Origin of the sequence: Streptomyces capillispiralis (assembly GCF_007829875.1) — a bacterium.
Lineage (GTDB): Bacteria > Actinomycetota > Actinomycetes > Streptomycetales > Streptomycetaceae > Streptomyces > Streptomyces capillispiralis.
The window spans coordinates 6,472,150-6,498,474 of sequence record NZ_VIWV01000001.1 but is presented as its reverse complement, the minus strand read 5'-3'; the positions used below and the strand labels follow the sequence as shown (position 1 = coordinate 6,498,474).

At 70.8% G+C, this 26,325-nt stretch carries 21 protein-coding genes and 1 pseudogene; 4 read left to right on the top strand and 18 right to left on the bottom strand.

Going from position 1 to position 26,325, the window contains the following annotated elements; translation table 11 throughout:
* Positions 1-78 precede the first annotated feature (78 nt).
* The 6 genes from FHX78_RS28415 to FHX78_RS28390 all read right to left on the bottom strand — a co-directional run bounded on the left by FHX78_RS28415 (position 79) and on the right by FHX78_RS28390 (position 6,373).
* Positions 79-1,074, bottom strand: a complete 996-nt coding sequence (locus FHX78_RS28415) for a helix-turn-helix transcriptional regulator (protein ID WP_145870250.1) — start codon at positions 1,072-1,074, stop codon at positions 79-81.
* Positions 1,075-1,092: 18 nt separating this feature from the next.
* A complete protein-coding gene (locus FHX78_RS28410; RefSeq protein ID WP_145870249.1) occupies positions 1,093-2,046 on the bottom strand; it encodes a helix-turn-helix transcriptional regulator in 954 nt (317 codons plus the stop codon).
* Positions 2,047-2,169: 123 nt separating this feature from the next.
* The gene (locus FHX78_RS28405) at positions 2,170-2,541 is read right to left on the bottom strand and encodes an FKBP-type peptidyl-prolyl cis-trans isomerase (RefSeq protein WP_006132299.1); all 372 of its coding nucleotides are present in this window, start codon (positions 2,539-2,541) and stop codon (positions 2,170-2,172) included.
* Positions 2,542-2,602: 61 nt separating this feature from the next.
* Positions 2,603-3,604 (bottom strand): FKBP-type peptidyl-prolyl cis-trans isomerase, encoded by a 1,002-nt coding sequence (locus tag FHX78_RS28400; protein ID WP_145870248.1) that lies wholly within the window; start codon positions 3,602-3,604, stop codon positions 2,603-2,605.
* A 138-nt stretch (positions 3,605-3,742) separates the two neighbouring features.
* Positions 3,743-5,104, bottom strand: a complete 1,362-nt coding sequence (gene pafA / locus FHX78_RS28395; RefSeq protein WP_145870247.1) for a Pup--protein ligase — start codon at positions 5,102-5,104, stop codon at positions 3,743-3,745.
* A gap of 9 nt (positions 5,105-5,113) precedes the next feature.
* Entirely contained in the window at positions 5,114-6,373 is a 1,260-nt protein-coding gene (locus tag FHX78_RS28390; RefSeq protein WP_145870246.1) for an MFS transporter, read from the bottom strand.
* A 119-nt stretch (positions 6,374-6,492) separates the two neighbouring features.
* Here FHX78_RS28390 and FHX78_RS28385 point away from each other — a divergent pair, with 119 nt between their 5' ends.
* Positions 6,493-7,506 (top strand): LacI family DNA-binding transcriptional regulator, encoded by a 1,014-nt coding sequence (locus tag FHX78_RS28385; RefSeq protein WP_145870245.1) that lies wholly within the window; start codon positions 6,493-6,495, stop codon positions 7,504-7,506.
* Between the two features lie 386 nt (positions 7,507-7,892).
* Here FHX78_RS28385 and prcA read toward each other — a convergent pair whose 3' ends face one another.
* The 6 genes and pseudogenes from prcA to arc all read right to left on the bottom strand — a co-directional run bounded on the left by prcA (position 7,893) and on the right by arc (position 13,830).
* Positions 7,893-8,675: a proteasome subunit alpha gene (gene prcA, locus FHX78_RS28380; protein ID WP_145870244.1), complete on the bottom strand. Its 783-nt coding sequence runs from the start codon at positions 8,673-8,675 to the stop codon at positions 7,893-7,895.
* A gap of 68 nt (positions 8,676-8,743) precedes the next feature.
* Positions 8,744-9,589, bottom strand: a complete 846-nt coding sequence (gene prcB, locus FHX78_RS28375) for a proteasome subunit beta (protein WP_145870243.1) — start codon at positions 9,587-9,589, stop codon at positions 8,744-8,746.
* Positions 9,541-9,735: pseudogene (locus tag FHX78_RS28370) on the bottom strand (endonuclease domain-containing protein); the annotation flags it as partial. The pseudogene FHX78_RS28370 and the gene prcB, both read right to left, overlap by 49 nt.
* Before the next feature lie 174 nt (positions 9,736-9,909).
* Positions 9,910-10,128 carry a ubiquitin-like protein Pup gene (locus FHX78_RS28365; RefSeq protein ID WP_145870242.1) on the bottom strand — a complete coding sequence of 73 codons (219 nt, stop codon included), beginning with the start codon at positions 10,126-10,128 and terminating at the stop codon, positions 9,910-9,912.
* Between the two features lie 190 nt (positions 10,129-10,318).
* Positions 10,319-11,830, bottom strand: a complete 1,512-nt coding sequence (gene dop / locus FHX78_RS28360) for a depupylase/deamidase Dop (protein WP_341874756.1) — start codon at positions 11,828-11,830, stop codon at positions 10,319-10,321.
* 233 nt (positions 11,831-12,063) lie between these two features.
* Positions 12,064-13,830 (bottom strand): proteasome ATPase, encoded by a 1,767-nt coding sequence (gene arc, locus FHX78_RS28355; RefSeq protein WP_145870241.1) that lies wholly within the window; start codon positions 13,828-13,830, stop codon positions 12,064-12,066.
* A gap of 245 nt (positions 13,831-14,075) precedes the next feature.
* Here arc and FHX78_RS28345 point away from each other — a divergent pair, with 245 nt between their 5' ends.
* Positions 14,076-14,381 carry a ferredoxin gene (locus tag FHX78_RS28345; RefSeq protein WP_145870239.1) on the top strand — a complete coding sequence of 102 codons (306 nt, stop codon included), beginning with the start codon at positions 14,076-14,078 and terminating at the stop codon, positions 14,379-14,381.
* 77 nt (positions 14,382-14,458) lie between these two features.
* Here FHX78_RS28345 and FHX78_RS28340 read toward each other — a convergent pair whose 3' ends face one another.
* The 3 genes from FHX78_RS28340 to FHX78_RS28330 form a co-directional block, all read right to left on the bottom strand.
* Positions 14,459-15,034 (bottom strand): hypothetical protein, encoded by a 576-nt coding sequence (locus FHX78_RS28340; RefSeq protein WP_145870238.1) that lies wholly within the window; start codon positions 15,032-15,034, stop codon positions 14,459-14,461.
* A gap of 222 nt (positions 15,035-15,256) precedes the next feature.
* The gene (locus FHX78_RS28335) at positions 15,257-16,159 is read right to left on the bottom strand and encodes a tRNA (adenine-N1)-methyltransferase (protein WP_073933638.1); all 903 of its coding nucleotides are present in this window, start codon (positions 16,157-16,159) and stop codon (positions 15,257-15,259) included.
* A gap of 46 nt (positions 16,160-16,205) precedes the next feature.
* Entirely contained in the window at positions 16,206-17,849 is a 1,644-nt protein-coding gene (locus FHX78_RS28330) for a site-2 protease family protein (RefSeq protein ID WP_145870237.1), read from the bottom strand.
* Positions 17,850-18,024: 175 nt separating this feature from the next.
* Between FHX78_RS28330 and FHX78_RS28325 the strand changes: the two genes are divergently transcribed.
* Positions 18,025-18,972, top strand: coding sequence for a RecB family exonuclease (locus FHX78_RS28325; protein ID WP_145870236.1), 948 nt, complete (start codon positions 18,025-18,027; stop codon positions 18,970-18,972).
* A gap of 14 nt (positions 18,973-18,986) precedes the next feature.
* Entirely contained in the window at positions 18,987-19,658 is a 672-nt protein-coding gene (locus FHX78_RS28320; RefSeq protein ID WP_121545344.1) for a response regulator, read from the top strand.
* A 97-nt stretch (positions 19,659-19,755) separates the two neighbouring features.
* Here the strand turns inward: FHX78_RS28320 and FHX78_RS28315 are convergent, their stop codons facing one another.
* The 3 genes from FHX78_RS28315 to metH all read right to left on the bottom strand — a co-directional run bounded on the left by FHX78_RS28315 (position 19,756) and on the right by metH (position 26,150).
* The gene (locus FHX78_RS28315; RefSeq protein WP_145870235.1) at positions 19,756-21,363 is read right to left on the bottom strand and encodes an ABC transporter substrate-binding protein; all 1,608 of its coding nucleotides are present in this window, start codon (positions 21,361-21,363) and stop codon (positions 19,756-19,758) included.
* A gap of 445 nt (positions 21,364-21,808) precedes the next feature.
* Positions 21,809-22,510, bottom strand: coding sequence for an HAD family hydrolase (locus FHX78_RS28305; protein ID WP_145870233.1), 702 nt, complete (start codon positions 22,508-22,510; stop codon positions 21,809-21,811).
* A gap of 127 nt (positions 22,511-22,637) precedes the next feature.
* Positions 22,638-26,150, bottom strand: coding sequence for a methionine synthase (gene metH / locus FHX78_RS28300; protein WP_145870232.1), 3,513 nt, complete (start codon positions 26,148-26,150; stop codon positions 22,638-22,640).
* Positions 26,151-26,325 lie beyond the last annotated feature (175 nt).

Sequence of the window (26,325 nt, the reverse complement as noted above, 5' to 3'; positions counted from 1 at the left end):
GGGTCGCCGACTCGCTCACAGTGCTCGCTCCTGACTGTCGTCCTGCCCGTGCCGCACCGGGAACCGGGTGCGGCCCGCTCATCCGGCCGCCTCGAGCCCGTCGTACGCCGCCAGCGCCTCGCGGGCGGCCTGCCGGGCGCTGTCGGCCAGTTCGTGCGGCCCGACGATGCGGCCGTCGCGCCCGAGCCGCAGGGCCAGCCGGCGGAGCGAGGCCGGGTCGGGGGTGCGCAGGGTGATGCGCAGCCCGCCGTCCGGCAGCTCCTCCGCGCTGTCGTGCGGGTAGTACTCGGCGACCCAGCGCCCGCCCGGTCCGACCTCGACGACGACCTCCGGGTCCTCGGCCGCGGGCTGCACCAGCCCTTCCGACAGGTCCCGCAGCTCGACCTCGGGCGGCGCGGACGGCTCGTCGAGGATCCTGATCTCGGCGACCCGGTCGAGACGGAAGGTGCGGCGCGCCTCGGAGCGGCGGCACCACGCCTCGACGTAGGTGTGCCCGACGCTGACCAGGCGGATGGGGTCGATCTCGCGCTCGGTGACCTCGTCGCGTGCCGGTGAGTAGTAGCGGATCCACAGTCTGCGGCGCTCGGCGATGGCCCGGTCGACGTCGGCGAAGACACCGCCCTCCGACTCGAAGGTCACCGAGAGCCGGGAGCTGGCGCCGGCCGCCTCGCCGGCGGCGGTCTCCACCTTGGCGGTGGCCCGCAGCAGTGCCTGCCGGTCGCTCTCGCGCAGCCCGGGCAGCGTGGCCACGGCGCGGGCGGCCACCAGCAGGGCGGTGGCCTCGTCGGCGGCGAGCCGCAGCGGCTCGGCCGCGTCGGCGCCGAGGGCGGCAGGGTTGTGCCACCAGATGCGCTCGCCGTCGGTGTCGATGTCTAGCAGATCGCCGCCGCGGAAGCTGGTGCCGCACATGGGCAGCACGTCGAGGTCCGAGACCAGCTCGTCCTCGGTGATCCCGAAGGCCCGCGCGACGTCCTCGATCCGGGCGCCGGGGCGCTCCCGCAGATAGGTCACCAGGGAGAGCATCCGCCGGGTCTGGTCGATGGCGTTCACGGGCCTGACCGGTTTGCCTGCCACGTCCTTCTCCGCTCCCCCTCAGCCCTTGGCCACGGCGCGCAGCCGGTCCACCACGTCGGCCCGCAGCTCCGCGGGCTCCATGACCACCACGTCCGGTCCGAACTCCACCAGCCAGGCGTCCAGCCCGTGCCCGTACGGAATCTCCAACTCGTCCCAGCCGTCGCCGAGTTCCCGGACCGCGGTGGCCTTCGCCCGAAGGGGGTAGCCGGCGTCGGAACGCAGCCGGATCCGTGCCGAGCGGTCGGCGCTCTCCCCGGCCCAGCTCGCCACCGTCTCCCGTACGGTGACGACGTCCGGCACCGGGACGGTGAACCGGCCGCTGCGCGAGCGCACCTTGCCGGTGATCCGGGAGAGCCGGAAGACCCGCTCGGCGCCCCGGTCGCGGTCCCAGCCGGCCAGGTACCAGTGGCCGCGCCAGCACTCCAGTGCCCACGGCTCGACGTGCCGCTGCCCGGGCTGGGCGGCGTTGGCCTTGCGGTAGTCGAAGACGACCGGGCGGCGGTCGCGGCAGGCCAGCATCAGCGGTTCGAAGGCGGCCTCGTGCACGGGGATGCGCGGTTCCAGGGCGCCGTGGGCGCCGTAGGGGTCGACGTCCTCGGGGAGGCCTGCCGCGCGCAGCTTCTGCAGGGCGCCGCTGGCCGCTCCGGCGAGCCGGGCCTGCTGCCACACCTTGGCGGCGAGCCCGAGGGCGGCGGCCTCCTCGGCGTCGAGGGTGATGGGCGGCAGCCGGTTGCTGTCGCGGCGGGCCAGGTAGCCGGTCTCGCCGTCGAGGTTCTCCACGGTCTCGATGACCAGCCCCAGCTCGCGCAGGTCGTCCTTGTCGCGCTCGAACATGCGGTTGAAGGAGTCGTCCGAGCCCGCTTCGAGGTAGGCCTCGATCGACTCGCGCAGCTCGCGCTTGCTGAGCGGCCGCCGGGTCCCGAGCAGACACAGCGCCAGGTTCATCAGCCGCTCGGCCTTGGCAATGGCCATCGACCCGCTTCGCCTCCCTATGGTGCTTACGAGCGATGACCGTACCGCTCCGGGGTGGCGCGGTAAAAGCCGAGGGCCCATGCCCGGACAGGCATGGGCTCCGGATGATCGGCTTCGGTCGGATCAGACGCCGAGCAGGTCGACCACGAAGATCAGGGTCTCACCGGGCTTGATCGCCGGGGTGGGGCTCTGGTTGCCGTAGGCGAGGTGGGCGGGGATGGTCAGCTGGCGGCGGCCGCCGACCTTCATGCCCTGCACGCCCTGGTCCCAGCCCTTGATGACCCGGCCGCCGCCCAGCGGGAAGCGGAAGGGGGTGCCACGGTTCCAGCTGGCGTCGAACTCCTCGCCCGTGCTGAACGCGACGCCGACGTAGTGCACGGTGACGGTCTGGCCCGCCTTCGCGACCTCGCCGTCGCCCTCCCAGATGTCCTTGATCTCGAGGTCCGCCGGGGGCTCGCCGCCCGGGAAGTCGATCTCGGGCTTGTCGATGCTCACGTCTAACGCTCCTGCTTGTCTGCGGAAAGGCGAACACGCACAGTCTTACATCCTCACGGCGTCACAGCTTCGCGAGGATGTCGACCGAGAAGACCAGCGTGGAGTCCTTCTTGATGCCGCTGCCCTGCGGCGGCTGGTCGCCGTAGCCCAGCTCCGGCGGGATCACGATGAGGACCCGGCTGCCGACCTTCTTGCCGGTCAGCCCCTGCGCCCAGCCCTTGACGACCTGCTGGAGCGAGAACGACGTGAGCTGGCCCCGGCCGTACGTGGAGTCGAACTCCTTGCCGCCGTCCCACAGCACCCCCTTGTACTGCACCAGGACGCTGTTCTCGGCGCCGACCTCCTCGCCGTCGCCCTCGAGGACGTAGCTCGACACGAGCTTCTTCGGGGCGTCCGCGTCGGGCACCTCGATGGAGGGGGCCTTGCCGTCGGTGTTGGTGCCGACCTTGGGCAGGTCGGTGTTGTCCTGGGCGACCTCGCCGCCCTTGGCGGAGCTCTTGGCGTTGTACGCGTCCTGCACGTCGACCACGAACACCAGGGTGTCGGTGCCCTTGATGCCCGCCTGCTCGTTGCCCTGCTCGCCGTAGCCCCAGGTGGGCGGGACGGCCATCTGGACGCGGCTGCCGGTCTTCTTGCCGGTCAGCGCGTAACGCCAGCCGTCGATGATGCTGCCCTGGGCGAGCTGGATGGCCAGCGGGGTCTTGCGGTCGTAGGAGTTGTCGAACACCTTCGCGGTGTTCCACACCTGGCCGAGGTAGTGGGCGACGACGAAGTCGTTCTCGGCGACCGCCTTGCCGCTGCCCGCGATGACCGTCTTGACGGCGAGCTGGTCGGAGGGGTCCCCGCTGCCCTTGGCGACCGTCGGCTTCTCGCCGAACTTCGTGCCCTCCGTGATCGCCGGCAGCGGGCCGTCGACGATCTTGGGCGGCGGCGCCGCCCCCGTCTCCGGCGCCGTGGGCGAGGCGCTGTCGCTGGCCTTGCCCGAGTCGGACTTGTCGTCGCCGCAGGCGGCGAGGGTGGCCAGTCCAGCGGGAACGGCAATGAGAAGTGAGCGTCGGCGCACGGTGGGGGCCTCGTAATCGTCGATCTTGTGGATGGCGTCCGCGCAACTCTACGGCGTGGGAAGGGCGCCGCACGGTGTAACGTACGGCGCCCGTGTGACGTTCCGGGAATTTTGGGATCCCCTGGCGGAACGCGTCCCTCACATTCCGGCGATCAGCTTCTCCACCCGTTCGTCCACCGAACGGAACGGGTCCTTGCACAACACGGTGCGCTGAGCCTGGTCGTTGAGCTTGAGGTGCACCCAGTCGACCGTGAAGTCGCGGCGCTGCTCCTGGGCGCGGCGGATGAAGTCGCCGCGCAGCCGGGCCCGAGTGGTCTGGGGCGGAACGGACTTGCCCTCGAAGATCTTCAAATCATTGCAGATCCGGGCGGCTTGTCCCTTCTTCTCCAGCAGGTAGTACAGACCCCGCCGACGGTGGATGTCGTGGTAGGCGAGGTCTATCTGGGCGACCCGGGGGTGCGACATGGTCATGTTGTGCTTGGCCCGGTACCGCTCGAGGAGCTTGTACTTCATGACCCAGTCGATCTCGGTGCCGATGCGGTCGAGGTCCTCGGACTCGATCGAGTCCAGGGTGCGGCCCCACAGCTCCAGCACCTGCTCCACGGTGCCGGTGCGGATGCCGCGGCGCTCGCAGAAGTCCACGGCCTTCTCGTAGTACTCGCGCTGCACCTCCAGCGCCGACGCCTCCCGGCCGCTGGCCAGGCGTACCTTCCTGCGTCCGGTGATGTCGTGGCTGACCTCGCGGATCGCCCGGATCGGGTTCTCCAGGGTGAGGTCGCGCATCACGGTGCCCGCCTCGATCATGCGCAGCACCAGGTCGGTGGCGCCGACCTTGAGCAGCATGGTCGTCTCGGACATGTTCGAGTCGCCCACGATCACGTGCAGGCGGCGGTAGCGCTCGGCGTCCGCGTGCGGCTCGTCGCGGGTGTTGATGATGGGCCGGGAGCGGGTCGTCGCCGAGGAGACGCCCTCCCAGATGTGCTCGGCCCGCTGGCTGACGCAGTACACGGCGCCGCGCGGCGTCTGCAGCACCTTGCCGGCGCCGCACAGCAACTGCCTCGTCACCAGGAACGGGATGAGGATGTCCGCGAGCCGCGAGAACTCCCCGTGCCGGGCCACGAGGTAATTCTCGTGGCAGCCGTAGGAGTTGCCGGCGGAGTCGGTGTTGTTCTTGAAGAGGTAGACGTCGCCCGCGATTCCCTCCTCGTGCAGGCGTCGTTCCGCGTCCACCAGGAGTCCCTCGAGAATGCGCTCGCCGGCCTTGTCGTGCGTGACCAGCTCGGTCACGTTGTCACATTCCGGCGTTGCGTATTCGGGATGTGACCCGACGTCGAGATAGAGGCGGGCGCCGTTCCGCAGAAAGACATTGCTGCTTCGGCCCCATGACACGACACGGCGGAAGAGGTACCGCGCCACCTCGTCAGGCGACAGGCGGCGCTGTCCCCTGAACGTGCACGTGACGCCGTACTCGTTCTCCAGCCCGAAAATGCGGCGGTCCATGAGGGAACATTACGCCCGATCCCCCGACCTGAAACGGGGTTCGAGGGCACGGTTCGGATCATTTTCCGAACGAGCCGCGACCACCGCTCTCCCGGCCGGAACTGCCATTACCCGTCCGGTGGCGATCAAAACCACCAGCGACACGCCGCCCGCGAGACCGGGCACGGCGAATCCCCACAGGGTGCCGCCCGCCTCGACCACCGGGCCGGTGAGGCCGGTTCCGAGCGACCCGCCCACCGTGAAGGTCGTCACCAGCCAGGAGAACGCCTCCGTGACCGTCCCGCGCGGCGCGTGCCGGTCGACCAGGACGAAGGCGCAGGCGATGGCGGGCGCGAGGAACAGACCGGCGATCACCGTGAGCAACGTCATGACCACCGGGCCCGGCATCAGCATCAGCGGCAGGTAACACACCGCCAGAAGGGCCACCAGCACCTGGAGTCGCCGCGCGGGCTCACCGGTCCACTGCCGCGCCCCGTACGCCGCACCGCCGATGAGCGCGCCGAGACCGATGCCGGCCATCATCCAGCCGTACACGTGGTCGCCGCCGTGCTCGTCCGCGTACGACACGGCCACCACGGTGATCGACCCCATCGCGATGCCGACGGACAGGAAGGCGCCCAGCAGGGCGAGCAGCCCCGGGGAGCGCAGGGCGCCCAGCCAGTGCGCCTCGCGCGGTGAGGACCGCCAGGCGCGCGAGGGCGGCGAGACGACCACGGACAGGGCGCCCAGCACCCCCAGGGCGTTCACGACCAGCAGAGCGCCCTGGGCCGACCACAGCGAGACGCACACCGTCACCAGCAGCGGTCCGACGGTGAACATCACCTCCTGGGCCACGGCGTCCATGGCGTACGCCCGGTGCACCTGGTCCTCCTTGGGCAGCACGGAGGACCACAGCGCCCGCAGCCCGCCCTCCAGCGGCGGGGTGAAGAGCCCGGCCGCGGCCACGGCCGCCCAGGACACCGCCGCCGGCTCGGTCCCGACGAAGGCGAAGAGCGCCATCGCCAGCGCCGACAGCACCGCGGCGGGCAGCTGCACCCGCGGCTGCCCGCGCAGGTCCACCAGCCGTCCCAGCACCGGCTGACCGACGGCGTTGGCCACGCCGTACACCGCCGCCAGCGCGCCCGCCAGGCTGTAGCCGCCGCCCTCCGCGCGCACGAACAGCACGATCGCGATGGGGGCGGTCGCGTTGGGCAGCCGTCCCACGAGCGTGCCGACGAGCAGCCGGGTGGCGTGCCGCGCCCGGAGGAGTTCCAGGTATCCCGTGGCCATCCCGGCCCCTCCACTCATCGCCCGGTCTTCGCCGGGACCCTCGAAGTGTTACGTATAACGAACGACTCCATACGTACCATGTGCGCTGTTCACCAGTCCAGACGAAGGAGCGGCCGACGGTGCCACGAGCCAGCACCCGCCCCACCAGCCGGGACGTCGCCCAGGCCGCCGGCGTCTCCCAGGCCGCGGTCTCCCTGGTCCTCGGCGACAAGTGGCGCGGCCGGGTCTCCGAGGCCACGGCACAGCGCGTCCGCGAGGCCGCGCGCACCCTGGGCTACCGCCCCAACCTCGCCGCGCGCAATCTGCGCCTGGGCCGCACCCGTACGGTCCTCCTGGTCGTCCCGGCGCTCACGACGGAGTTCTTCGCGGGCGTCTACACGGGAGCGGCCCGCGTCGCCTCCCGGCACGGCTTCGGCGTGGTCCTCTACCCCTCCCCCGAGGGCATCGGCCCCGCCCGCGACCCGTTCGCCTCCGCCCAGGCCGCCCTGGACGGCGTCATCGCGTCCTCCATGGCGGCGGACGCCCTCTCCGCGATCCGCGGCGACCAGCTTCCCCTGGTGATGCTGGACAGCGACCCGGAGGGTACGACGGGCGCGGCCACGGTCAACCTCGACATCGCCGACGGCGTCCGCCAGGTCACGGACCACCTCCTCGGCCTGGGCCACCGCGACGTCCTCCACCTGGCGGCGGACGTGGCGTCGTGGACCTTCGAGGTACGGGCCCGGGAGCTGGCCTCCCGGCTGGCGGCGGTCGCCGGCACCTCACTCCGTACGGCGCGCTCGCCCATTTCCATCCGGGGCGCGGAGGCCGCGGCGCAGGCCGCGCTGGCACCGCCCGGCGGCCGTCCCACGGCGGTCGTCTGCGACGACGACCAGCTGGCGGCCGGCACATACAAGGCGGCGCGGCGCCTGGGGCTGCGGATCCCGGAGGACCTGTCCGTCACCGGGCTGGACGACCTGGCCCTGGCGACGGCGATCGACCCCGAGCTGACGACGGTCCGGCTGGACGCGGAGCTGTTCGGTGAACGGGGCATGGAGGCGCTCCTGGCGGTCCTGGACGGCCGCACCCCCGAGGCGGGCGACATCCCGGTCCACCTGGCGGTAAGAGGCTCCACGGCCCACGCCCCGCGCTGAGGGGTGTCCGGCGTCGCGTTGGGACCGGGGGTGTCCGCGCAGCCCGTCCCCGCCGGCGTGCCACCGCGCCCACCATGTCCGCGGTGGACGACCGTGGCCGCCCGCGGTAGGCGGCAAGCGGGTGACCGCAGCCGACGTGTGACCACGATGGGCAACACCGCGGCAGCGCCAATGTGCCGCCTACGGCGGAAAGGGGACGGGGCGGGGGTGTCCGCCCGCAGCGGCTGGCGCGTCCGCGCCCCCGCTTCTCAGGCGACCGATTCCGCGCCAGTCCGAGGACGGACACCCCCGCCCCGGCCCCGACCCACCCACCGGACCGTAGGCGCTACCCCAGCCCCCACCGGACCGAACGCTGCGCCGCAGGCATCCCCCACCCCGCCCGAGGACTACTCGACGTCCCCGCCGGACTCCGTCCCGGCATCCGCATCCGCATCCGCGTCCACATCCGCCTCCGACGCCGTCTCCGCACCCCCGGCCCCCAGCAGCCGCGCCAGCTGCCGCCCCCCGATCCGCCGGAACTTCCGCTTCTGCGGCCGCGTACGGTCCAGCACCGCCACCTCAAGCCGCTCCGCGGGAATCTCCCGCTCACTGCCATTGGTGTCCCGCGACAACGCCTGCACCGCCAGCTTCAGCGCCTCCGCCAGCGTCATCCCGTCCCGGTGCCGCTGGTCGAGGTACCCGCTGATCTGCTCCGCGTTGCCCCCCACCGCCACCGACCCGTGCTCGTCGACGATGGAGCCGTCGTGCGGCAGCCGGTAGATCTGGTCCTGCTCCGGGGTCTCCCCGACCTCGGCCACCACCAGCTCCACCTCGTACGGCTTCTCCCCCACGCTGGAGAAGATCGTGCCCAGCGTCTGCGCGTACACGTTCGCCAGGCCCCGGGCGGTCACGTCGTCCCGGTCGTAGGTGTAACCCCGCAGGTCGGCGTAGCGCACGCCCCCGATCCGCAGGTTCTCGTACTCGTTGTACTTACCGGCCGCGGCGAACCCGATCCGGTCGTAGATCTCGCTGAACTTGTGCAGCGCCCGGGACGGGTTCTCGCCGACGAACACGATGCCATCGGCGTACTGCAGCACAACCAGGCTGCGGCCACGGGCGATGCCTTTGCGGGCGTACTCCGCCCGGTCGGCCATCGCCTGCTGGGGTGAGACATAGAACGGCGTCGACACCGGTTATCCGTCCCTTTCTGTCGAAGTCACTGGACCACCTGAAACAACCGAACAACCCGCCCTCGCGGCTACAGCAGCGAGGCCCGCGGACCGTCCGGCTGCTCCAGCCTCCGCTCCAGCACGGACCGGGCGATGTCGGACGCCTCGTCCTCGGTGAGCCGGCGGAAGCCGTCCTCGGTGATCACGGTGACGATCGGGTAGATCCGGCGGGCGACATCGGGACCACCGGTCGCCGAGTCGTCGTCTGCCGCGTCGTACAGCGCCTGCACCACCAGTGTGGTGGCCTCGGCCTCACTCAGGTCGCTCCGGAACAGTTTCTTCATCGCTCCGCGCGCGAAGATCGACCCGGAACCGGTGGCGGCGTACCCCTGCTCCTCCGACCGCCCGCCCGTGACGTCGTAGGAGAAGATCCGCCCCTTCTCGCGGTCCACGTCGTACCCGGCGAACAGCGGGACCACGGCCAGACCTTGCATGGCCATGCCCAGGTTCGACCGGATCATCGTCGAGAGCCGGTTCGCCTTGCCCTCCAGCGACAGCTGCGCGCCCTCGACCTTCTCGAAGTGCTCCAGCTCCAGCTGGAACAGCTTCACCATCTCCACGGCCAGGCCCGCCGTACCGGCGATGCCCACCGCCGAGTACTCGTCGGCGGGGAACACCTTCTCGATGTCCCGCTGCGCGATCACGTTGCCCATGGTGGCGCGCCGGTCACCGGCGAGCACGACGCCGCCGGGGAACGTCACGGCGACGATCGTCGTGCCGTGCGGCGCCTCGATCGCGCCCTGCACGGGCGGCAACGTCCTCTTGCCCGGCAGCAGTTCCGGCTGGTGCTCGGAGAGGAAGTCCATGAAGGAGGAAGACCCCGGCGTCAGGAAGGCAGACGGCAGACGCCCGGTGCTACGAGTATTGGCTTCCACGAAGTTCCTTCCAGGTAGGCAGCTGCCCGACGAACAGCGTCGGGATCATCTCCCAACTTGCCGATGGCCGAATTGCAGTTGAAGCACAGTACGCCACGGACCCTACCCGTCTCACGGCAATGATCCACATATGGGGAAGAGGCTTTCGGGAGGCGTCCCCCGAAGCGCGAACGCTGCCCGCGGCCGGCGCGGGAGCGCCGTTCGGATCTGCCGGGATCGCGGCCTGATCCGAAACGGCACCCCCGGCCCGCACCACGAACAGCGCTCCACACCGCCAACGACTCTCACGTCGGACGCCCCCGCAACCTTCGATCCGAAGGTTACTGGCCGCCCTTCTGCACGAACGACCGCACGAAGTCCTCGGCGTTGGCCTCGAGGACGTCGTCGATCTCGTCGAGGACGTCCTCCACGTCGTCGTTCAGCTTCTCGTGACGCTCCTTGAGGTCCTCGGAGGCCTGCGCGTCCTGCGCCTGCTCCTCGACCTCCTCGGTGGACCGGGTGGCCTTCTGCTGTCCGCCGCCGGTGTCCTTGGTCGCCATCACCCTCACCCCGCTCGGTTCGCCCGACACACTTGCTCGGTCAAGATCAGACCCTACAAGCCGGGTCCGACAATGCCCCCGCAGTTGCTCCAACGTACGGGGACCACTCCGATGATTCCCGGACCCGGGATGTTCCACCCTGTCCGGCCGGTCCTTCCCGGGTATCCGCAGGTACCCGCTCGGCCCCGGCTCACCCTCCGGACAACACCCTGACCAGGTCTTCCGCCGTCCGGCAGCGGTCCAGGAGTTCCTTGACGTGATTACGCGTTCCGCGAAGCGGTTCCAGGGTTGGGACCCGCTGGAGCGAGTCCCGGCCCGGCAGATCGAAGATCACCGAGTCCCAGGAGGCCGCCGCCACGTCGTCCGCGTACTGCTCCAGGCACCGCCCGCGGAAGTAGGCCCGGGTGTCCTCCGGCGGGCTCGTACGGGCCCGCTCGACCTCGCCCTCGTCCAGCAGCCGCTTCATCCGGCCGCGGGCCACCAGACGGTTGTAGAGGCCCTTCTCGGGGCGCACGTCGGCGTACTGCAGGTCCACCAGGTGGAGCCGGGCGGCGTCCCAGTCCAGGCCGTCCCGGCGCCGGTAGCCCTCCATGAGCTCCCGCTTGGCGACCCAGTCCAGCTCGCCGGCCAGGCTCATCGGGTCGTTCTCCAGCCGTGTGAGCGTGTCCTCCCAGCGGGCCAGCACGTCCTTGGTCTGCTCGTCGGCGTCCGCCCCGAACCGTTCCTCCACGTACTTGCGGGACAGCTCGTAGTACTCCATCTGGAGCTGGACCGCGGTCAGCGTGCGACCGCTGCGCAGCGTGACGAGCCGCTTCAGGGACGGGTCGTGCGAGACCTGGTGCAGCGTCCGCACCGGCTGGTCGACGGCCAGGTCCACGGCGATGAACCCGTCCTCGATCATCGACAGGACCAGCGCCGTCGTACCCAGCTTCAGATACGTCGAGATCTCGGACAGGTTCGCGTCGCCGATGATCACGTGCAGCCGCCGGTACTTCTCGGCGTCGGCGTGCGGCTCGTCCCGGGTGTTGATGATCGGGCGCTTCAGCGTCGTCTCCAGGCCCACCTCGACCTCGAAGTAGTCCGCCCGCTGACTGAGCTGGAAGCCGTGCTCGTGGCCGTCCTGGCCGATGCCGACGCGGCCGGCGCCGGTGAAGACCTGGCGGGAGACGAAGAAGGGCGTCAGGTGGCGCACGATGTCCGAGAAGGGGGTCTCCCGCTTCATCAGGTAGTTCTCGTGCGTTCCGTAGGACGCGCCCTTGTTGTCGGTGTTGTTCTTGTACAGGTGGATCGGCTGGGCGCCGGGTAGCTGGGCGGCCCGCTCCGCCGCCTCGGCCATGATCCGCTCGCCGGCCTTGTCCCACAGGACGGCGTCGCGAGGGTTGGTGACCTCCGGGGCGCTGTACTCGGGGTGTGCGTGGTCCACGTAGAGCCGCGCGCCGTTGGTGAGGATGACGTTGGCCAGGCCGATGTCCTCGTCGGTGAGCTGGCTGGCGTCGGCGGCCTCGCGGGCGAGGTCGAAGCCTCGCGCGTCCCGCAGCGGATTCTCCTCCTCGAAGTCCCAGCGGGCCCGGCGGGCCCGGTGCATCGCCGCCGCGTAGGCGTTCACGATCTGGGACGAGGTGAGCATGGCATTGGCGTTGGGGTGGCCGGGGACGGAGATTCCGTACTCCGTCTCGATGCCCATTACTCGCCGTACGGTCATGCGGCCCTCCTTGCCCGGCGGCGTCCCCGGTCGGGGGCGCTGCTGTACCGCTGGCGCTCCGGTGCGTGTGCGGTGCCCGTCCCCGCACTGCGCGACTCGGCGGTACCGAAGAGCCTAGAACGCCTTTGCGCTGGTGGGGAGATCATTTGCGTCATTGCTGTGCTCCAGCCGTGGCACCGAAAAACAGTCGGCTGCGGGTACCCCGCTGAGGGCACCCGCAGCCGCCCTGGCTTTTACAGGTACTGACCGGTATTCGCCACCGTGTCGATGGAGCGTCCGGTGTCGGCGCCCTGCTTTCCGGTGATGAGCGTACGGATGTACACGATCCGCTCGCCCTTCTTTCCGGAGATCCGGGCCCAGTCGTCCGGGTTGGTGGTGTTGGGCAGGTCCTCGTTCTCCTTGAACTCGTCCACGCAGGCCTGGAGCAGGTGGGAGACGCGGAGGCCCTTCTGGCTCTTCTCCAGGAAGTCCTTGATCGCCATCTTCTTGGCGCGGCCCACGATGTTCTCGATCATGGCACCGGAATTGAAGTCCTTGAAGTACAGGACTTCCTTGTCGCCATTGGCGTAGGTGACTTCCAGGAAGCGGTTCTCCTCGGATTCGGCGTACATCTGTTCCACGGCGGTCTGGATCATGCTCTGGACCGTCATGGACTTGTCGCCGCCGTGCTCGGTGAGGTCGTCACCGTGCAGCGGGAGGCGTTCGGTGAGGTACTTGCCGAAGATGTCCTTGGCCGCCTCGGCGTCCGGACGCTCGATCTTGATCTTCACGTCCAGCCGACCGGGCCGCAGGATGGCGGGGTCGATCATGTCCTCACGGTTGGAGGCGCCGATCACGACCACGTTCTGCAGGCCCTCCACGCCGTCGATCTCGGCGAGCAGCTGCGGGACGATGGTGTTCTCCACGTCCGAGCTGACACCGGAGCCACGGGTGCGGAAGAGGGACTCCATCTCGTCGAAGAAGACGATGACGGGCGTGCCCTCGCTGGCCTTCTCCCGGGCACGCTGGAAGACCAGGCGGATCTGCCGCTCGGTCTCGCCGACGTACTTGTTCAGCAGCTCGGGACCCTTGATGTTGAGGAAAAAGCTCTTGCCGGCGGCCTGGCCGGTGACCTCGGCGACCTTCTTGGCCAGCGAGTTGGCGACGGCCTTGGCGATGAGCGTCTTGCCGCATCCGGGGGGCCCGTACAGCAGCACGCCCTTGGGCGGGCGCAGTTCGTGCTCCTTGAACAGGTCCGGGTAGAGGTACGGCAGCTCGACCGCGTCGCGGATGGCCTCGATCTGGTTGCCGAGGCCGCCGATCTGCTCGTAGCCGATGTCGGGGACTTCCTCGAGGACGAGCTCCTCGACCTCGCTCTTGGGGACGACCTCGTAGACGTACCCGGAGCGGGGCTCCATGAGCAGGGCGTCGCCGGGGCGGATGGTGACGTCCAGCAGCGGCTCGGCGAGCCGCACCACCCGCTCCTCGTCGGTGTGCCCGAGCACCAGGGCCCGCTCGCCGTCCTCGAGGATCTCCTTGAGGGTGACGATGTCGCCGACGCGCTCGAACTCCATGGCCTCGACCACGTTGAGCGCTTCGTTGAGCATCACTTCCTGGCCGCGCCGGAGCTCCTCCAGCTCGACGCTGGGGCTGACGTTCACCCGGAGCTTGCGGCCGCCGGTGAAGATGTCGGCCGTGCCGTCCTCGTTCGCCGTGAGGAAGACACCGAAGCCGGCCGGGGGCTGTGCGAGCCGGTCGACCTCCTCCTTGAGGGCCACGATCTGGTCACGGGCCTCACGGAGCGTGCCCGCGAGTCGTTCGTTCTGGGCGGACACGCCGGCCAGGTTTGTCTGCAGCTCGACGATCCGCTCTTCGAGAATCCTCGTGTGTCGCGGAGAGTCGGCGAGCTTGCGTCGCAGGACGGCGATCTCCTGCTCAAGGTAGGCGATCTGCCCGGCCGGGTCGTCGGACCCGCGTCCCGGGCGGATGCCGCGGTTCATGTCGTCGTCGTGGGCTGCCACGGTCCTCACCTCCTCCAAGGGGAGCTGGACGCTTCCAGACCCTACCTGGGCGGGTGTCGATTGAAACCCCTAGATCACAAAGACGGTCGGGGTGTGTCCGATCTTCACCCTTGCGCTCTCCCTCACGCCAGGGGAATACCCACCGATGATGATTGGAACCCAGGCGAAGGTAGGGTCGAAGTGTTCAACACCCGTCAGAGCTGGCCGGATTCCCGCCCGGCTCGACGCAGCAGACGGCAGGAGAGATGAGCGTGCAGCAGGAGGCCGGAGTCGGCGGAGAGGACCTGGAGGTCTGGATCGACCAGGACCTGTGTACCGGAGACGGCATCTGCGCCCAGTACGCGCCCGAGGTCTTCGAGCTGGACATCGACGGTCTGGCCTACGTGAAGAGCCCGCGGGACGAGCTGCTGCAGGACAAGGGCGCGACAACGCCCGTACCGCTGCCGCTCCTCACGGACGTGATCGACTCCGCGAAGGAGTGCCCGGGCGAGTGCATCCACGTCCGTCGGGTTTCGGACAGCGTCGAGGTGTACGGGCCGGACGCCGGGTGACCGAGATGACACGACGCGTCACGACTGTCTGATTTCTCACACTTCGGCGCACGCGCCTCCGTGCGCCCGCGCGCGGGTCACACGCTCTTCGCCCCGGACGGCGTGGACCGGACGAACGCGCCGTTCTCCCACCGCCACTTCACGCTCTCCCGCACGTCGGGGCAGCAACTGGGCACGTCGGCGGACGAGTAGCCGAGGAGCGCGGCGGTGACCTCGCCGTCACGCAGGGCGAAGTCGTCGACGTTGGTGCGGTCCCGGGGGTCCACGAGGGTGGCGACCAGGCGCGGTTCCGTGCTGCCCGCGGCCCGGGTGAGGACGTACACGCCGTCGGGCGGGGTGCCCATCGGGGCGTCGCAGTGGACCACCGCCACCGTCTCGGGGCGCCCGTCCCCGTCGAGGTCGCCGGAAACCTTCTTCTTCACCACGGCCTTCACCGGACCGCACTCGAGGGGGAACTCGACGGCCGCCGGGTCGGGCGGGGCGGCGTGCGCCGGCGCGCTCTTCGTGTGCGGTCCGGGCGGCGCGGCGGTGGCGGCGCCGGGCTGCAGGACCGAGGACAGGGCGACGACACCGGCGACCGCGGTGGCGGTGGCGACCCAGTGGATGGGGCGGGTGTGCGTGTGGGCGAGCTCCGGGACGGCGGAAGGCTGCACGAGGAGTGTCTCCTGTGAGGGCTGTGCCGGTGGGGGTGGCCAGCATCGTGCCACACGTCACAGTACGGAGGGAACGGCGGGGGTGTGCAGGTCCGGTGCGGGGGAACCGGGAGGGGTTGTGGTGCTGCCGTCGCGTCAAGGCCGAAGCGCCGTGGCGCAGTTTCCCGCGGTCGCGGGGAACTGCGCCACGGCGCCTGTGCGTTGTGCTGATGACGGGCCGCGTCAGCGGGCGGCGCCTCCGTCGGCGTTGGGGCCGGCGTAGTCCTCGCCGTAGGCGCCCTTGGCGGGGCGGCGGCGGCGCATGGGCGGCTCGACGCCGTCGGCGAGGCGGCGCGCGGTGAGGAGGAAGCCGGTGTGGCCGATCATCCGGTGGTCCGGGCGGACGGCCAGGCCCTCGATGTGCCAGTTGCGGATCATCGTCTCCCAGGAGGTCGGCTCGTTGAAGCAGCCGATCTCGCGGATGGACTCGACGGTCCGGGCGAGCTGGGTGGTGGTCGCCACGTAGCAGCACAGGATGCCGCCGGGCACGAGTGCCTTGGAGACGGCCTCCAGGCACTCCCAGGGGGCGAGCATGTCGAGGATGACGCGGTCGACGTCGGTGTCGGACAGGTTGTCCTGGAGGTCACCGACGGTGAGCTGCCAGGCGGGGTGCGGGCCGCCGAAGTAGCGCTCCACGTTCTGCCGGGCGATGTCGGCGAAGTCCTCGCGGCGCTCGTAGCTGTGCAGCATGCCCTGGTCGCCGATGGCGCGCAGCAGGAAGCTGCTGAGCGAGCCGGAGCCGACGCCCGCCTCCACGACGCGCGCGCCGGGGAAGATGTCGGCGAAGGCGAGGATCTGCCCCGCGTCCTTGGGGTAGACGACGGCTGCCCCGCGGGGCATGGACAGGACGTAGTCGGGGAGCAGGGGGCGCAGCGCGAGGTAGGCGACGTTCCCGGTGGTGCGGACAACGCTGCCCTCGGGAGCACCGATCAGTTCGTCGTGGGGGAAGGAACCCTTGTGGGTGTGGAAGTTCTTCCCGGCCTCGAGCGTGAACGTGTAGTGGCGGCCCTTGGGGTCGGTCAGCTGAACCTGGTCCCCGACCTTGAAGGGCCCGCGCCTGCGGGCGGCACCGGTCGGTTCGGACATGTGACCAGCCTACCGGTCCCGGCGGGGGCCGCCGACCACGTGCGGCTCAGGAGGGCCGTGCCATCGCCTTCACGAAGGCCCGCTCCACGTCGGCCGCCGACAGGACGCCGTAGATCTCGCCGGTCTCCTCGACCACCAGGTACTCGGTGGCGGGGGTCGCGCGCAGGGCGTCCAGGAGGTCCTCCCCGGCGAGTTCGGCGGAGACCCGCATGCCGTCGGTGAGGTCCTGGGCGAGTCCGCTGACCGGGACCCAGGGGCGCCGGTGCTCGGGGACGCCGACGATGGCGGCCTCGCGGACCAGGGAGAGGGGGACGCCGTCGGGGTCGACGACGACCAGGGCGCGGGCGCCGGCGGCGTTGGCCCGGCGCAGGGCCTCGGAGAGCGGGGTGTCGTTCTCGACGGGCACCGCGCGGCGGGTGAGGGTGCGGGCGCGCAGCTCGGGCAGGTGTTCGCGCAGGCGGGCCATGCGCAGGCTGTTGCCGGCGCCGGTCCAGATGATCGCGGCCAGGATGGCGGCGAGCAGGGCGTCCAGCACGGTGTCCATGCCGACGTTGTCGACGGCGTCGGAGCCGAGCGCGCCGGACTGGGTGAGGAGCGGCAGGCCGATCAGGACGCAGACGGCGAGGGCGCGGCCGACCCAGGCGGCGGCGATGGTGCCGGTCATCGGCTTGCCGCTGATCTTCCAGACGACGGCGCGGAGCATCCGGCCGCCGTCGAGGGGCAGGCCGGGCAGCAGGTTGAAGACGGCCACGATGAGGTTGGAGATCATCAGGCCGGCCAGCAGGACGCCGGGGACGCTGCTGGGGTCGACGGCCAGCAGCGCGAGGTAGAACAGGCCGGACAGTACCAGGGAGAGTAGCGGGCCGACGAAGGCCAGCACGAACTCGCGTCCGGGTGTCTCGGCCTCCTTCTCGATCTCGGAGACGCCGCCGAAGAACTGGAGCTGGATGCGGCGCACGGGGAGCTTGAAGCGGAGGGCGGCGAGCGTGTGGGCCAGCTCGTGGACCAGCACGGAGGCGTAGAAGGCCACCGCGAAGAACAGGGAGACCAGGTAGCTGGCGGCGCCGAGCTCGGGCAGGACCCGGTCGATCTGGCCGCCGAACACCCAGGTGATGAGGATGGCGACGAGGAACCAGCTGGGCGCCACGTACACCGGCACCCCGAACGGGCGGCCCATCAGCAGTCCGCCCCGCTGCTGCTCCTGCGGCTTGTGCGGCCCGTCGCCCCGGCCGCTGCCGGAGCGGGCGGGCGGGCGCCCGCCGCCGCGGTGGCCCGCGGGGGCGCCGCCCGGGTGCCCGTCGTCGGCGCGGCCCCACTCGGTGACGCGGTGGCCGGTTCCCGCCGTACGGCGCGCGTCGGCCGGGGTGTCCTCGGCGGCGGGGGCCGCCCCGTCGGCGGGGGCGCCGTCCGCGGTGCCGGGAGCCGTGGCGTTGTCGGCGGGGGCGCGGTCCGCGGCCGGCCGGCCCCGCTCGTCGCCGGAGGGGGTGCGGGGGCCCTCGTCGGGGGGCGTCGTGGCTCCTGTGGCCGGTGGGGCGTCGGGGGCGGGGTGCCGGTCCCCGGGCTCGGGGGCGCCGGACGCGGCCGTGGGGTGTCCGCCGGCGTCGTCGGTGGCCGGGGCGCGGGGCCCCGGGTGTTCGGCCGACTCGTCGTTGCCGGACCGCGGCTGCCCGCGCCCGCCGCTTACGTCCACCGGTGTCCCCTCGTTCGCTGCGTCTCCCGCGCCTGCCGGGCGGGAGGGTCTCGAGTCGATGGTATGCGGCGCTCGCCGCCCCTTCCGCCCCGGCACCCCTGTCTCCTCCCCTCCTTCCCCCGCTTCCCCCTCGATCACCCCGCGCTGTCGGTGCGGGGCCGTAAGGTCTGTGGGCATGGAGACGAGCACCGGGGGCGCGGCACCGCCCGACAGCAGCGTGGTCACGGCGGAAGGGGTGGCGGGGGACGCGGTCGTGGTGACCGGGGCCACCGCCGTACCGCCCGCCTCGCTGTCCCCCTCGCGCGCCGGTGACTTCATGCAGTGCCCGCTGCTCTACCGCTTCCGGGTCATCGACCGGCTGCCGGAGAAGCCGAGCGAGGCGGCCACCCGGGGCACCCTGGTGCACGCGGTGCTGGAGCGCCTGTTCGACGCCCCGGCGGCCGAGCGGACCGCGCCGCGGGCGAAGGCGCTGATCCCGGGTCAGTGGGACCGGCTGCGCGAGTCCCGTCCGGAGGTCGGGGAGCTGTTCGCCGACGACCCGGAGGGCGAGCGGCTCGCGCGCTGGCTGGCGCAGGCCGAGTCCCTGGTCGAGCGGTGGTTCACGCTGGAGGACCCGAGCCGTCTGGAGCCCGCCGAGCGGGAGCTGTTCGTGGAGGCGGAGCTGGACTCCGGGCTGCGGCTGCGCGGCATCATCGACCGGGTGGACGTGGCGCCCACCGGCGAGGTGCGGATCGTCGACTACAAGACGGGCAAGGCCCCCCGTCCGGAGTACGCCGAGGGCGCGCTGTTCCAGATGAAGTTCTACGCCCTGGTGGTGTGGCGACTGAAGGGGGTGGTCCCGCGCCGGCTCCAGCTGGTGTACCTCGGCAGCGGTGACGTGCTGACCTACGACCCCGTCCTCGCCGATCTGGAGCGGGTGGAGCGCAAGCTGCTCGCACTGTGGGAGGCGATCCGGCTGGCGACGGAGACGGGTGACTGGCGGCCGCGGCCGACGAAGCTGTGCGGCTGGTGCGACCACCAGGCGCACTGTCCGGAGTTCGGCGGCACTCCCCCGCCGTACCCCCTCCCGGTGAGGGCGCCCGAGTCCGGCGGGGTCCAACAGGGCAGAATGGGGCCGGACTAGCGAAGGAGACTTACGTGGCCATCCGCGTCCTACTGGTCGACGACCAGCCGCTGCTGCGTACCGGCTTCCGGATGATCCTGGAGGCCGAGCAGGACCTCGCGGTCGTCGGCGAGGCCGGTGACGGCCTCCAGGCCCTGGACCAGGTGCGGGCGCTCCAGCCCGACGTGGTGCTGATGGACATCCGCATGCCGCGGATGGACGGGGTGGAGGCGACCCGTCAGATCACCGGCCCCGAGCGGGACGGCCCGGCGAAGGTGCTGGTGCTGACGACCTTCGATCTCGACGAGTACGTGGTGGAGGCGCTGCGGGCGGGGGCCAGCGGCTTCCTGCTGAAGGACGCCCCCGCCAACGAGCTGGTGCAGGCGATCCGCGTGGTGGCGGCCGGTGAGGCGATGCTCGCGCCGAGCATCACGCGCCGGCTGCTGGACAAGTACGCCACGCACCTGCCGTCCGGCGACGAGCCGGTGCCGGACACGCTGCACACGCTGACCGAGCGTGAGGTCGAGGTGCTGAAGCTGGTGGCGCGCGGGCTGTCCAACGCGGAGATCGCCGCCGACCTGTTCGTCAGCGAGACCACCGTGAAGACGCACGTCGGCCATGTGCTGACCAAGCTGGGGCTGCGCGACCGGGTGCAGGCGGCGGTGTACGCCTACGAGAGCGGACTGGTGCGCCCCGGCGCGCAGTGACGCGGCCGCCGGTGCCGGTACGTACGCCGAGGGCGCCCTCTCCGCTGGGGAGGGCGCCCTCGGTCGGTCCATTGGCGGGTCCGCCGTGCTCCGTGCGTCAGCCGCTGACGCCCCGGCCGAGCTCCCAGAGCTGGAGGGTGGAGGAGGAGTTGAGCATGTAGGCGGTGCCGGTGATGTCGTCGCGCGCGGCGATGTACTGCTTGCCCTGCCACAGCGGCAGCAGCGGGACGTCGGCCGCGACGATGTCCTGAATCTCCGTCAGGCTGTCCGAGGCGGAGAGCCGGTCGGCCTGGCGGCGCGACTCGGGGATCAGGTCGTTGCGGATCTCGGCGTTCGCGTAGGGCGTGTTGAGGAAGTTGTCCTCGGCGAGGAAGGGCGCGATGAAGCCGTCGGCGTCGGGGAAGTCGGGGAACCAGCCCATGCCGTAGACGTCGTACTTGCCCTTCTGGCCGGCCGGGCGGTACGTGGACCAGGGGGCGCCCTCGATGTCCGTCTCGAACAGACCGCTGTCGTTGAGCTGCTTGCTGAGCTGCTCGAACTCGGCCTTGGTGGCGGGGCCGTAGTGGTCGGTCGTGTAGTGCAGGGTCAGCTTCACCGGGGTGCTGACGCCGGCCTTCTCGAGCAGGTCGCGGGCCTTCGAGGCGTTCGGGTCGCCGTACTTGTTGAAGAACGCGTTGGAGTGGCCGGTGATGCCGGCGGGGACCAGCGAGTACAGCGGCTCGGCCTGGGAGCCGTAGACCTTGCCGATCAGCTCGCTGCGGTTGACGAGCTGGGCCATCGCCTGGCGGACGGCCTTGTCCTTCACGCTCTCGGCCTCGGTGTTGAAGGCCAGGTAGCGGATCTCCAGACCGGGCGACTCGACCAGTTCGATCTCACCGTCGGTGCCGTTGCCGAGCTCGCGGATCTGCTCCGGCGACATGCTGCGGGTCATGACGTCGATCTCGGCCTTCTCCAGGGCCTCGCCCATGGCCTCGGCGTCCTCGAAGGAGACCATCTCCACCTTGCTGTTGTTCACCTCCAAGGCGCCCTTGTAGTCGGGGTTCTTGACGTAGGTGGCCCGGACGAGCTCGTTGTTCTCGACCTCGGTCTCCAGCGTGTACGGGCCGGAGCCGTCCACCTCGAAGCCCTCGCGCAGCTTGTCCTTGGCGTACTTGTCCGGGTTGACGATGCCGGCGACCGGGGTGGACAGCTTGTACGGGAAGGTGGCGTCGGCGGACGTGAGGTGGAAGATCACCTCGCGGTCGCCCTGCGTCTCGACCGTGTCGATGGTGGACAGCAGGCCGGAGACACCGCTGTCGGCCTTGATGGCGCGGGCGCGGTCGATGGAGTACTTCACATCGGCCGCGGTGATCGCGTCGCCGCCCGGGAACTTCAGGCCGTCGCGCAGCCTGCAGCTGTAACGCTCGTTGCCGGCGTCGGTGAAGCCGCAGCTCTCGGCGGCGTCGGGCACCGGCTCGCCGTCGCCGCGGGGCTGGACCATCAGGGTCTGCACGGTCTGCCGCAGGATGTTCCAGGTGCCGACGTCGTAGGCGTAGGCCGGGTCGACGGGCGCCGGGCCTTCCTCTTTCGAGGCGGTGAACCGGTCCGTGGTGCCCACGACGATCGCGTCGCCGTCGCCGCTCCCGCCCTCACTGTCGCCGCAGGCGGCGAGCACCGGGGCGAGCAGGCCCATCGCGGCCGCCAGCACCAAAGTCTTGCGGTTCATGCTCGAGTTTCTCCAGGACTGTCGACTCCGTGTATCCCGCATGCGGGGGTTGTTGCAGCGGGTCACGGGGATGGGGGCGAGGTTCTCGCGACGACATTAGTCCGCGCCCGCAGGAGGGTTCGCGGCCGCCGGAGTTGAGGCGTCATCACGCAGTGAAACCGGGTGTGAACGGATCGACGAGGGTGACCGGGGAAGGATTAGTGCAGCTTCCCACCAATCGGGACACAAGGGCGCACCGATCACCTCCGAAATGGGGCGGACGGCACAGGTGGACATCGTTGTCGACCCCCTGTCATGTGGTGAACATCACATGTGAAAACGGGCTCGGAGGGCCGGAATTCAGCCGACCGGAACCGGATCGAATTCTTTCGATCCCATGAGCCCGCCACCCTGGCCCGACAGGCCGGAATTCCGGCGGTAACACCGCCGCACGCTGGGTGAACGCCTAGCGCATTTCCGTCATCAGACCGCGCAGGAATGTCAGGTCCACGACTTCCAGCGAGGGTACGACCGTCCGCCGGGCGGCCGGTGTGATCGGCCCCACCGACGGCACCGCGACGACCTGGCAGCCCGCGGCCTCGGCGGCGGCGACGCCGGTCACGGTGTCCTCGACGACGGCGCACCGCACGGGGTCCACCCCGAGTCCGGCGGCGGCCGCGAGATACGGGTCGGGGTGCGGCTTGGTGCGCGGCACCTCGTCACCGGCGACCGACAGCGCGAAGTGCTGCGGGCCCAGCGTGGTGAGCACCCGGTCGATGATGCGCCGGTGGGAGGCGGAGACGAGCGCGGTGGGGATCTCGTACTCGGACAGCTCGGCGAGCAGCCGCGCGGCGCCCGGCATCAGCGGCAGGGCGTGGTCGATGCGGTCCTCGAAGCCGTCGTTGAGCAGCACCGTCAGCTCGGCGAGGCCGATGTCGGCCCCCGTCGCCTCGATGAGGAAGCCCGCGCTGCGGGTCATCGGGCCGCCGACCACGACATGGCGCCAGGAGTCGTCGAGGGTGTGGCCGAGGGAGGCGAAGACCTCGACCTCGACGTCCCACCAGAAGCCCTCGGTGTCCACCAGGGTTCCGTCCATGTCGAGGAGCACGGCCTGGAGCGCCGAGCCTTCCTCCGTAAGGGTTCCGAGCGCGGGGACCGTACTGGTCATCCACGTACCTCCTTGGGGGACGACCAGGCCGGTTCCCACGAGGGGAACCGGCCTGCAGTGGACCGACCAGTGTACGTCGTGCGGGAGGCGATCGCCTGGTGTGGCCCGTGGAGCGGCGCTCCGGGCCTCAGCGGGCGTTGAAGTACTTGGCCTCCGGGTGGTGGATCACGATGGCGTCCGTGGACTGCTCCGGGTGCAGCTGGAACTCCTCGGAGAGGTGCACGCCGATGCGCTCCGGCCGGAGCAGGTCGGCGATCTTGGCGCGGTCCTCCAGGTCGGGGCAGGCCCCGTAGCCGAGGGAGAAGCGGGCGCCCCGGTACTTCAGGGCGAACATGTCCTCCATCGCGGCCGGGTCCTCCCCGGCGAAGCCGAGCTCCGAGCGCACGCGCGCGTGCCAGTACTCCGCGAGGGCCTCGGCCAGCTGCACGGACAGGCCGTGCAGCTCCAGGTAGTCGCGGTAGGCGTTGGCCTCGAACATCCGGGCGGTCTCCTCGCCGATGCGGGAGCCGACGGTGACGACCTGGAGGCCGACGACGTCCCTCTCGCCGGACTCCTCCGGGCGGAAGAAGTCGGCCAGGCACAGGCGGCGGCCGCGGCGCTGGCGCGGGAAGGTGAAGCGGGTGCGCTCGTTGCCCTGGTCGTCCAGGATGATCAGGTCGTCGTCCTTGGAGACGCACGGGAAGTAGCCGTAGACCACGGCCGCCTCCAGCAGGTTCTCCGTCTGGAGCCGGTCGAGCAGGCCGCGCAGCCGCGGCCGGCCCTCGGTCTCGACGAGCTCCTCGTAGGTCGGGCCGTCCCCGGTGCGGGCCTGCTTCAGACCCCACTGGCCCTTGAACAGGGCGCCCTCGTCGAGCCAGCTCGCGTACTCCTTGAGCTGGATGCCCTTGATCACCCGGGTGTCCCAGAAGGGCGGCTCGGGGACCGGGTTGTCGGTGGCGACGTCGGAGCGGACGTGGCCGGCCTCGGGGCGCTCCTCGACCTCCACGGTCGCCGCGCGGACCCGGCGCTGCCGCAGTTCGGGCAGCTGGGCGCCGGGCACGCCGCGCTTGATGCCGATGAGGGCGTCCATCAGGCGCAGGCCCTCGAAGGCGTCGCGGGCGTAGCGCACCTCGCCCTGGTAGATCTCGTGCAGGTCCTGCTCGACGTAGGCGCGGGTGAGGGCCGCCCCGCCGAGGATGACCGGGAAGTCGGCGGCGAGCCCGCGGCTGTTGAGCTCCTCCAGGTTCTCCTTCATGATCACCGTGGACTTGACCAGCAGACCGGACATGCCGATCACGTCGGCCCTGTGCTCGTGCGCGGCGTCCAGGATCGCCGAGACCGGCTGCTTGATGCCCAGGTTGACCACGTTGTAGCCGTTGTTCGACAGGATGATGTCGACGAGGTTCTTGCCGATGTCGTGCACGTCGCCGCGCACGGTGGCCAGCACGATGGTGCCCTTGCCCGCCTCGTCGGTCTTCTCCATGTGCGGCTCGAGGTGGGCGACGGCCGTCTTCATCACCTCGGCGGACTGCAGGACGAACGGCAGCTGCATCTGGCCGGAGCCGAACAGCTCGCCGACGACCTTCATGCCGTCCAGCAGGGTCTCGTTGACGATGTCGAGCGCGGGCCGCTCCCGGAGGGCTTCGTCCAGGTCCGCCTCCAGGCCGTTGCGCTCGCCGTCGATGATGCGGCGCTTGAGGCGCTCGTCCAGCGGCAGGGCGGCCAGCTCCTCGGCCTTGCCGGCCTTGAGCGACTTGGCGGTGGCGCCCTCGAAGAGCTGCATCAGCTTCTGCAGCGGGTCGTAGCCCTCGCGGCGGCGGTCGTGGATCAGGTCGAGGGCGGTGGTGACCTCCTCCTCGCTGAACCGGGCGATCGGCAGGATCTTGGAGGCGTGCACGATCGCCGAGTCGAGGCCGGCCTTGACGCACTCGTCCAGGAAGACCGAGTTCAGCAGGATGCGGGCGGCGGGGTTGAGACCGAAGGAGATGTTGGACAGGCCCAGCGTGGTCTGCACGTTCGGGTGGCGCCGCTTCAGCTCGCGGATGCCCTCGATGGTGGCGATGCCGTCCTTGCGGGACTCCTCCTGGCCGGTGCAGATGGTGAAGGTCAGACAGTCGACGAGGATGTCCTCCTCGTGGATGCCCCAGTTGCCGGTGAGGTCGTCGATGAGCCGCTCGGCGATCTCGACCTTCTTCTCGGCGGTGCGGGCCTGGCCCTCCTCGTCGATGGTCAGCGCGATCAGCGCGGCGCCGTGCTCCTGCGCCAGCCGCGTGACCTTGGCGAACCGCGACTCGGGGCCGTCGCCGTCCTCGTAGTTCACCGAGTTGATGACCGCGCGGCCGCCCAGCTTCTCCAGGCCCGCGCGGATCACGTCGACCTCGGTGGAGTCCAGCACGATCGGCAGGGTGGAGGCGGTGGCGAAGCGGCCGGCCAGTTCCTCCATGTCGGCGACGCCGTCGCGGCCCACGTAGTCCACGCACAGGTCGAGCATGTGCGCGCCCTCGCGGATCTGCTCGCGGGCGATCTCCACGCAGTCGTCCCAGCGGCCCTCGAGCATGGCCTCGCGGAACTTCTTGGAACCGTTGGCGTTGGTGCGCTCGCCGATCGCCAGGTAGGAGGTGTCCTGACGGAAGGGGACGCTCTGGTAGAGGGAGGCGGCGCCGGGCTCGGGGCGGGGGGCGCGCTCGGGCGGCGTCACGCCGCGCACGCGGTTGACGAGCTGCCGCAGGTGCTCCGGGGTGGTGCCGCAGCAGCCGCCGACCAGGGACAGGCCGTAGTCCCGGACGAAGTTCTCCTGCGCGTCCGCCAGCCCCTCGGGGCCGAGCGGGAAGTGGGCCCCGTCCTTGGTGAGGATCGGCAGGCCGGCGTTGGGCATGCAGAGCAGCGGGATGCGGGAGTGCCGGGTGAGGTAGCGCAGGTGCTCGCTCATCTCGGCCGGGCCGGTGGAGCAGTTCAGGCCGATCATGTCGATGCCCAGCGGCTCCAGCGCGGTGAGCGCGGCGCCGATCTCGGAGCCGAGCAGCATGGTGCCGGTGGTCTCGAAGGCCATGGAGGCCAGCAGGGGCACCTCGACGCCGGTCGCCTCCATGGCCTTGCGGGCCCCGAGGACGGACGCCTTGGTCTGGAGCAGGTCCTGGGTGGTCTCCACGATCAGCGCGTCGGCGCCGCCGGCCAGCAGTCCCTCGGCGTTCGCCTGGTAGCCGTCGCGGATCGTGGTGTAGGCGATGTGTCCGAGGGTGGGCAGCTTGGTGCCGGGGCCGACGGAGCCGAGTACCCAGCGGGTGCGGCCGTCCCGGGCGGCGTACTCGTCCGCCGCCTCGCGGGCGATGCGGGCGCCCGCCTCGGACAGCTCGTACACCCGGTCGGCGATGTCGTACTCCGCCATGGCCGAGTGGTTGGCGCCGAAGGTGTTGGTCTCGACGCAGTCGACTCCGGCGTCGAAGTACTCGGAGTGAACCGAACGGACGATGTCCGGGCGGGTCAGGTTCAGGATCTCGTTGCAGCCCTCGAGGTTTTCGAAGTCCTCGAGAGTCGGGTCCTGGGCCTGGAGCATGGTGCCCATGGCTCCGTCGGCGACCACCACACGGGTGGCGAGCGCCTCACGGAGCGCGGACACACGGGTCCGGCTGTCGGCGGAAGGGGTCAGCGGCAACGAGGCCATGAAAGGGGCTCCCTCAGGTGCGACGGCTGTCGGCTTTGCGGCTGCCCGGCAGGCTCCTGATCGAGCCTTCCCGGCGGGGCGCACGCCGTCAGGGTATCGGGGACCGCGACCTGATGTTCAGGGCGTCCACGGGACGGACGAGGATGGCCGACAGTCGACGGCACGGGCCGGAGCG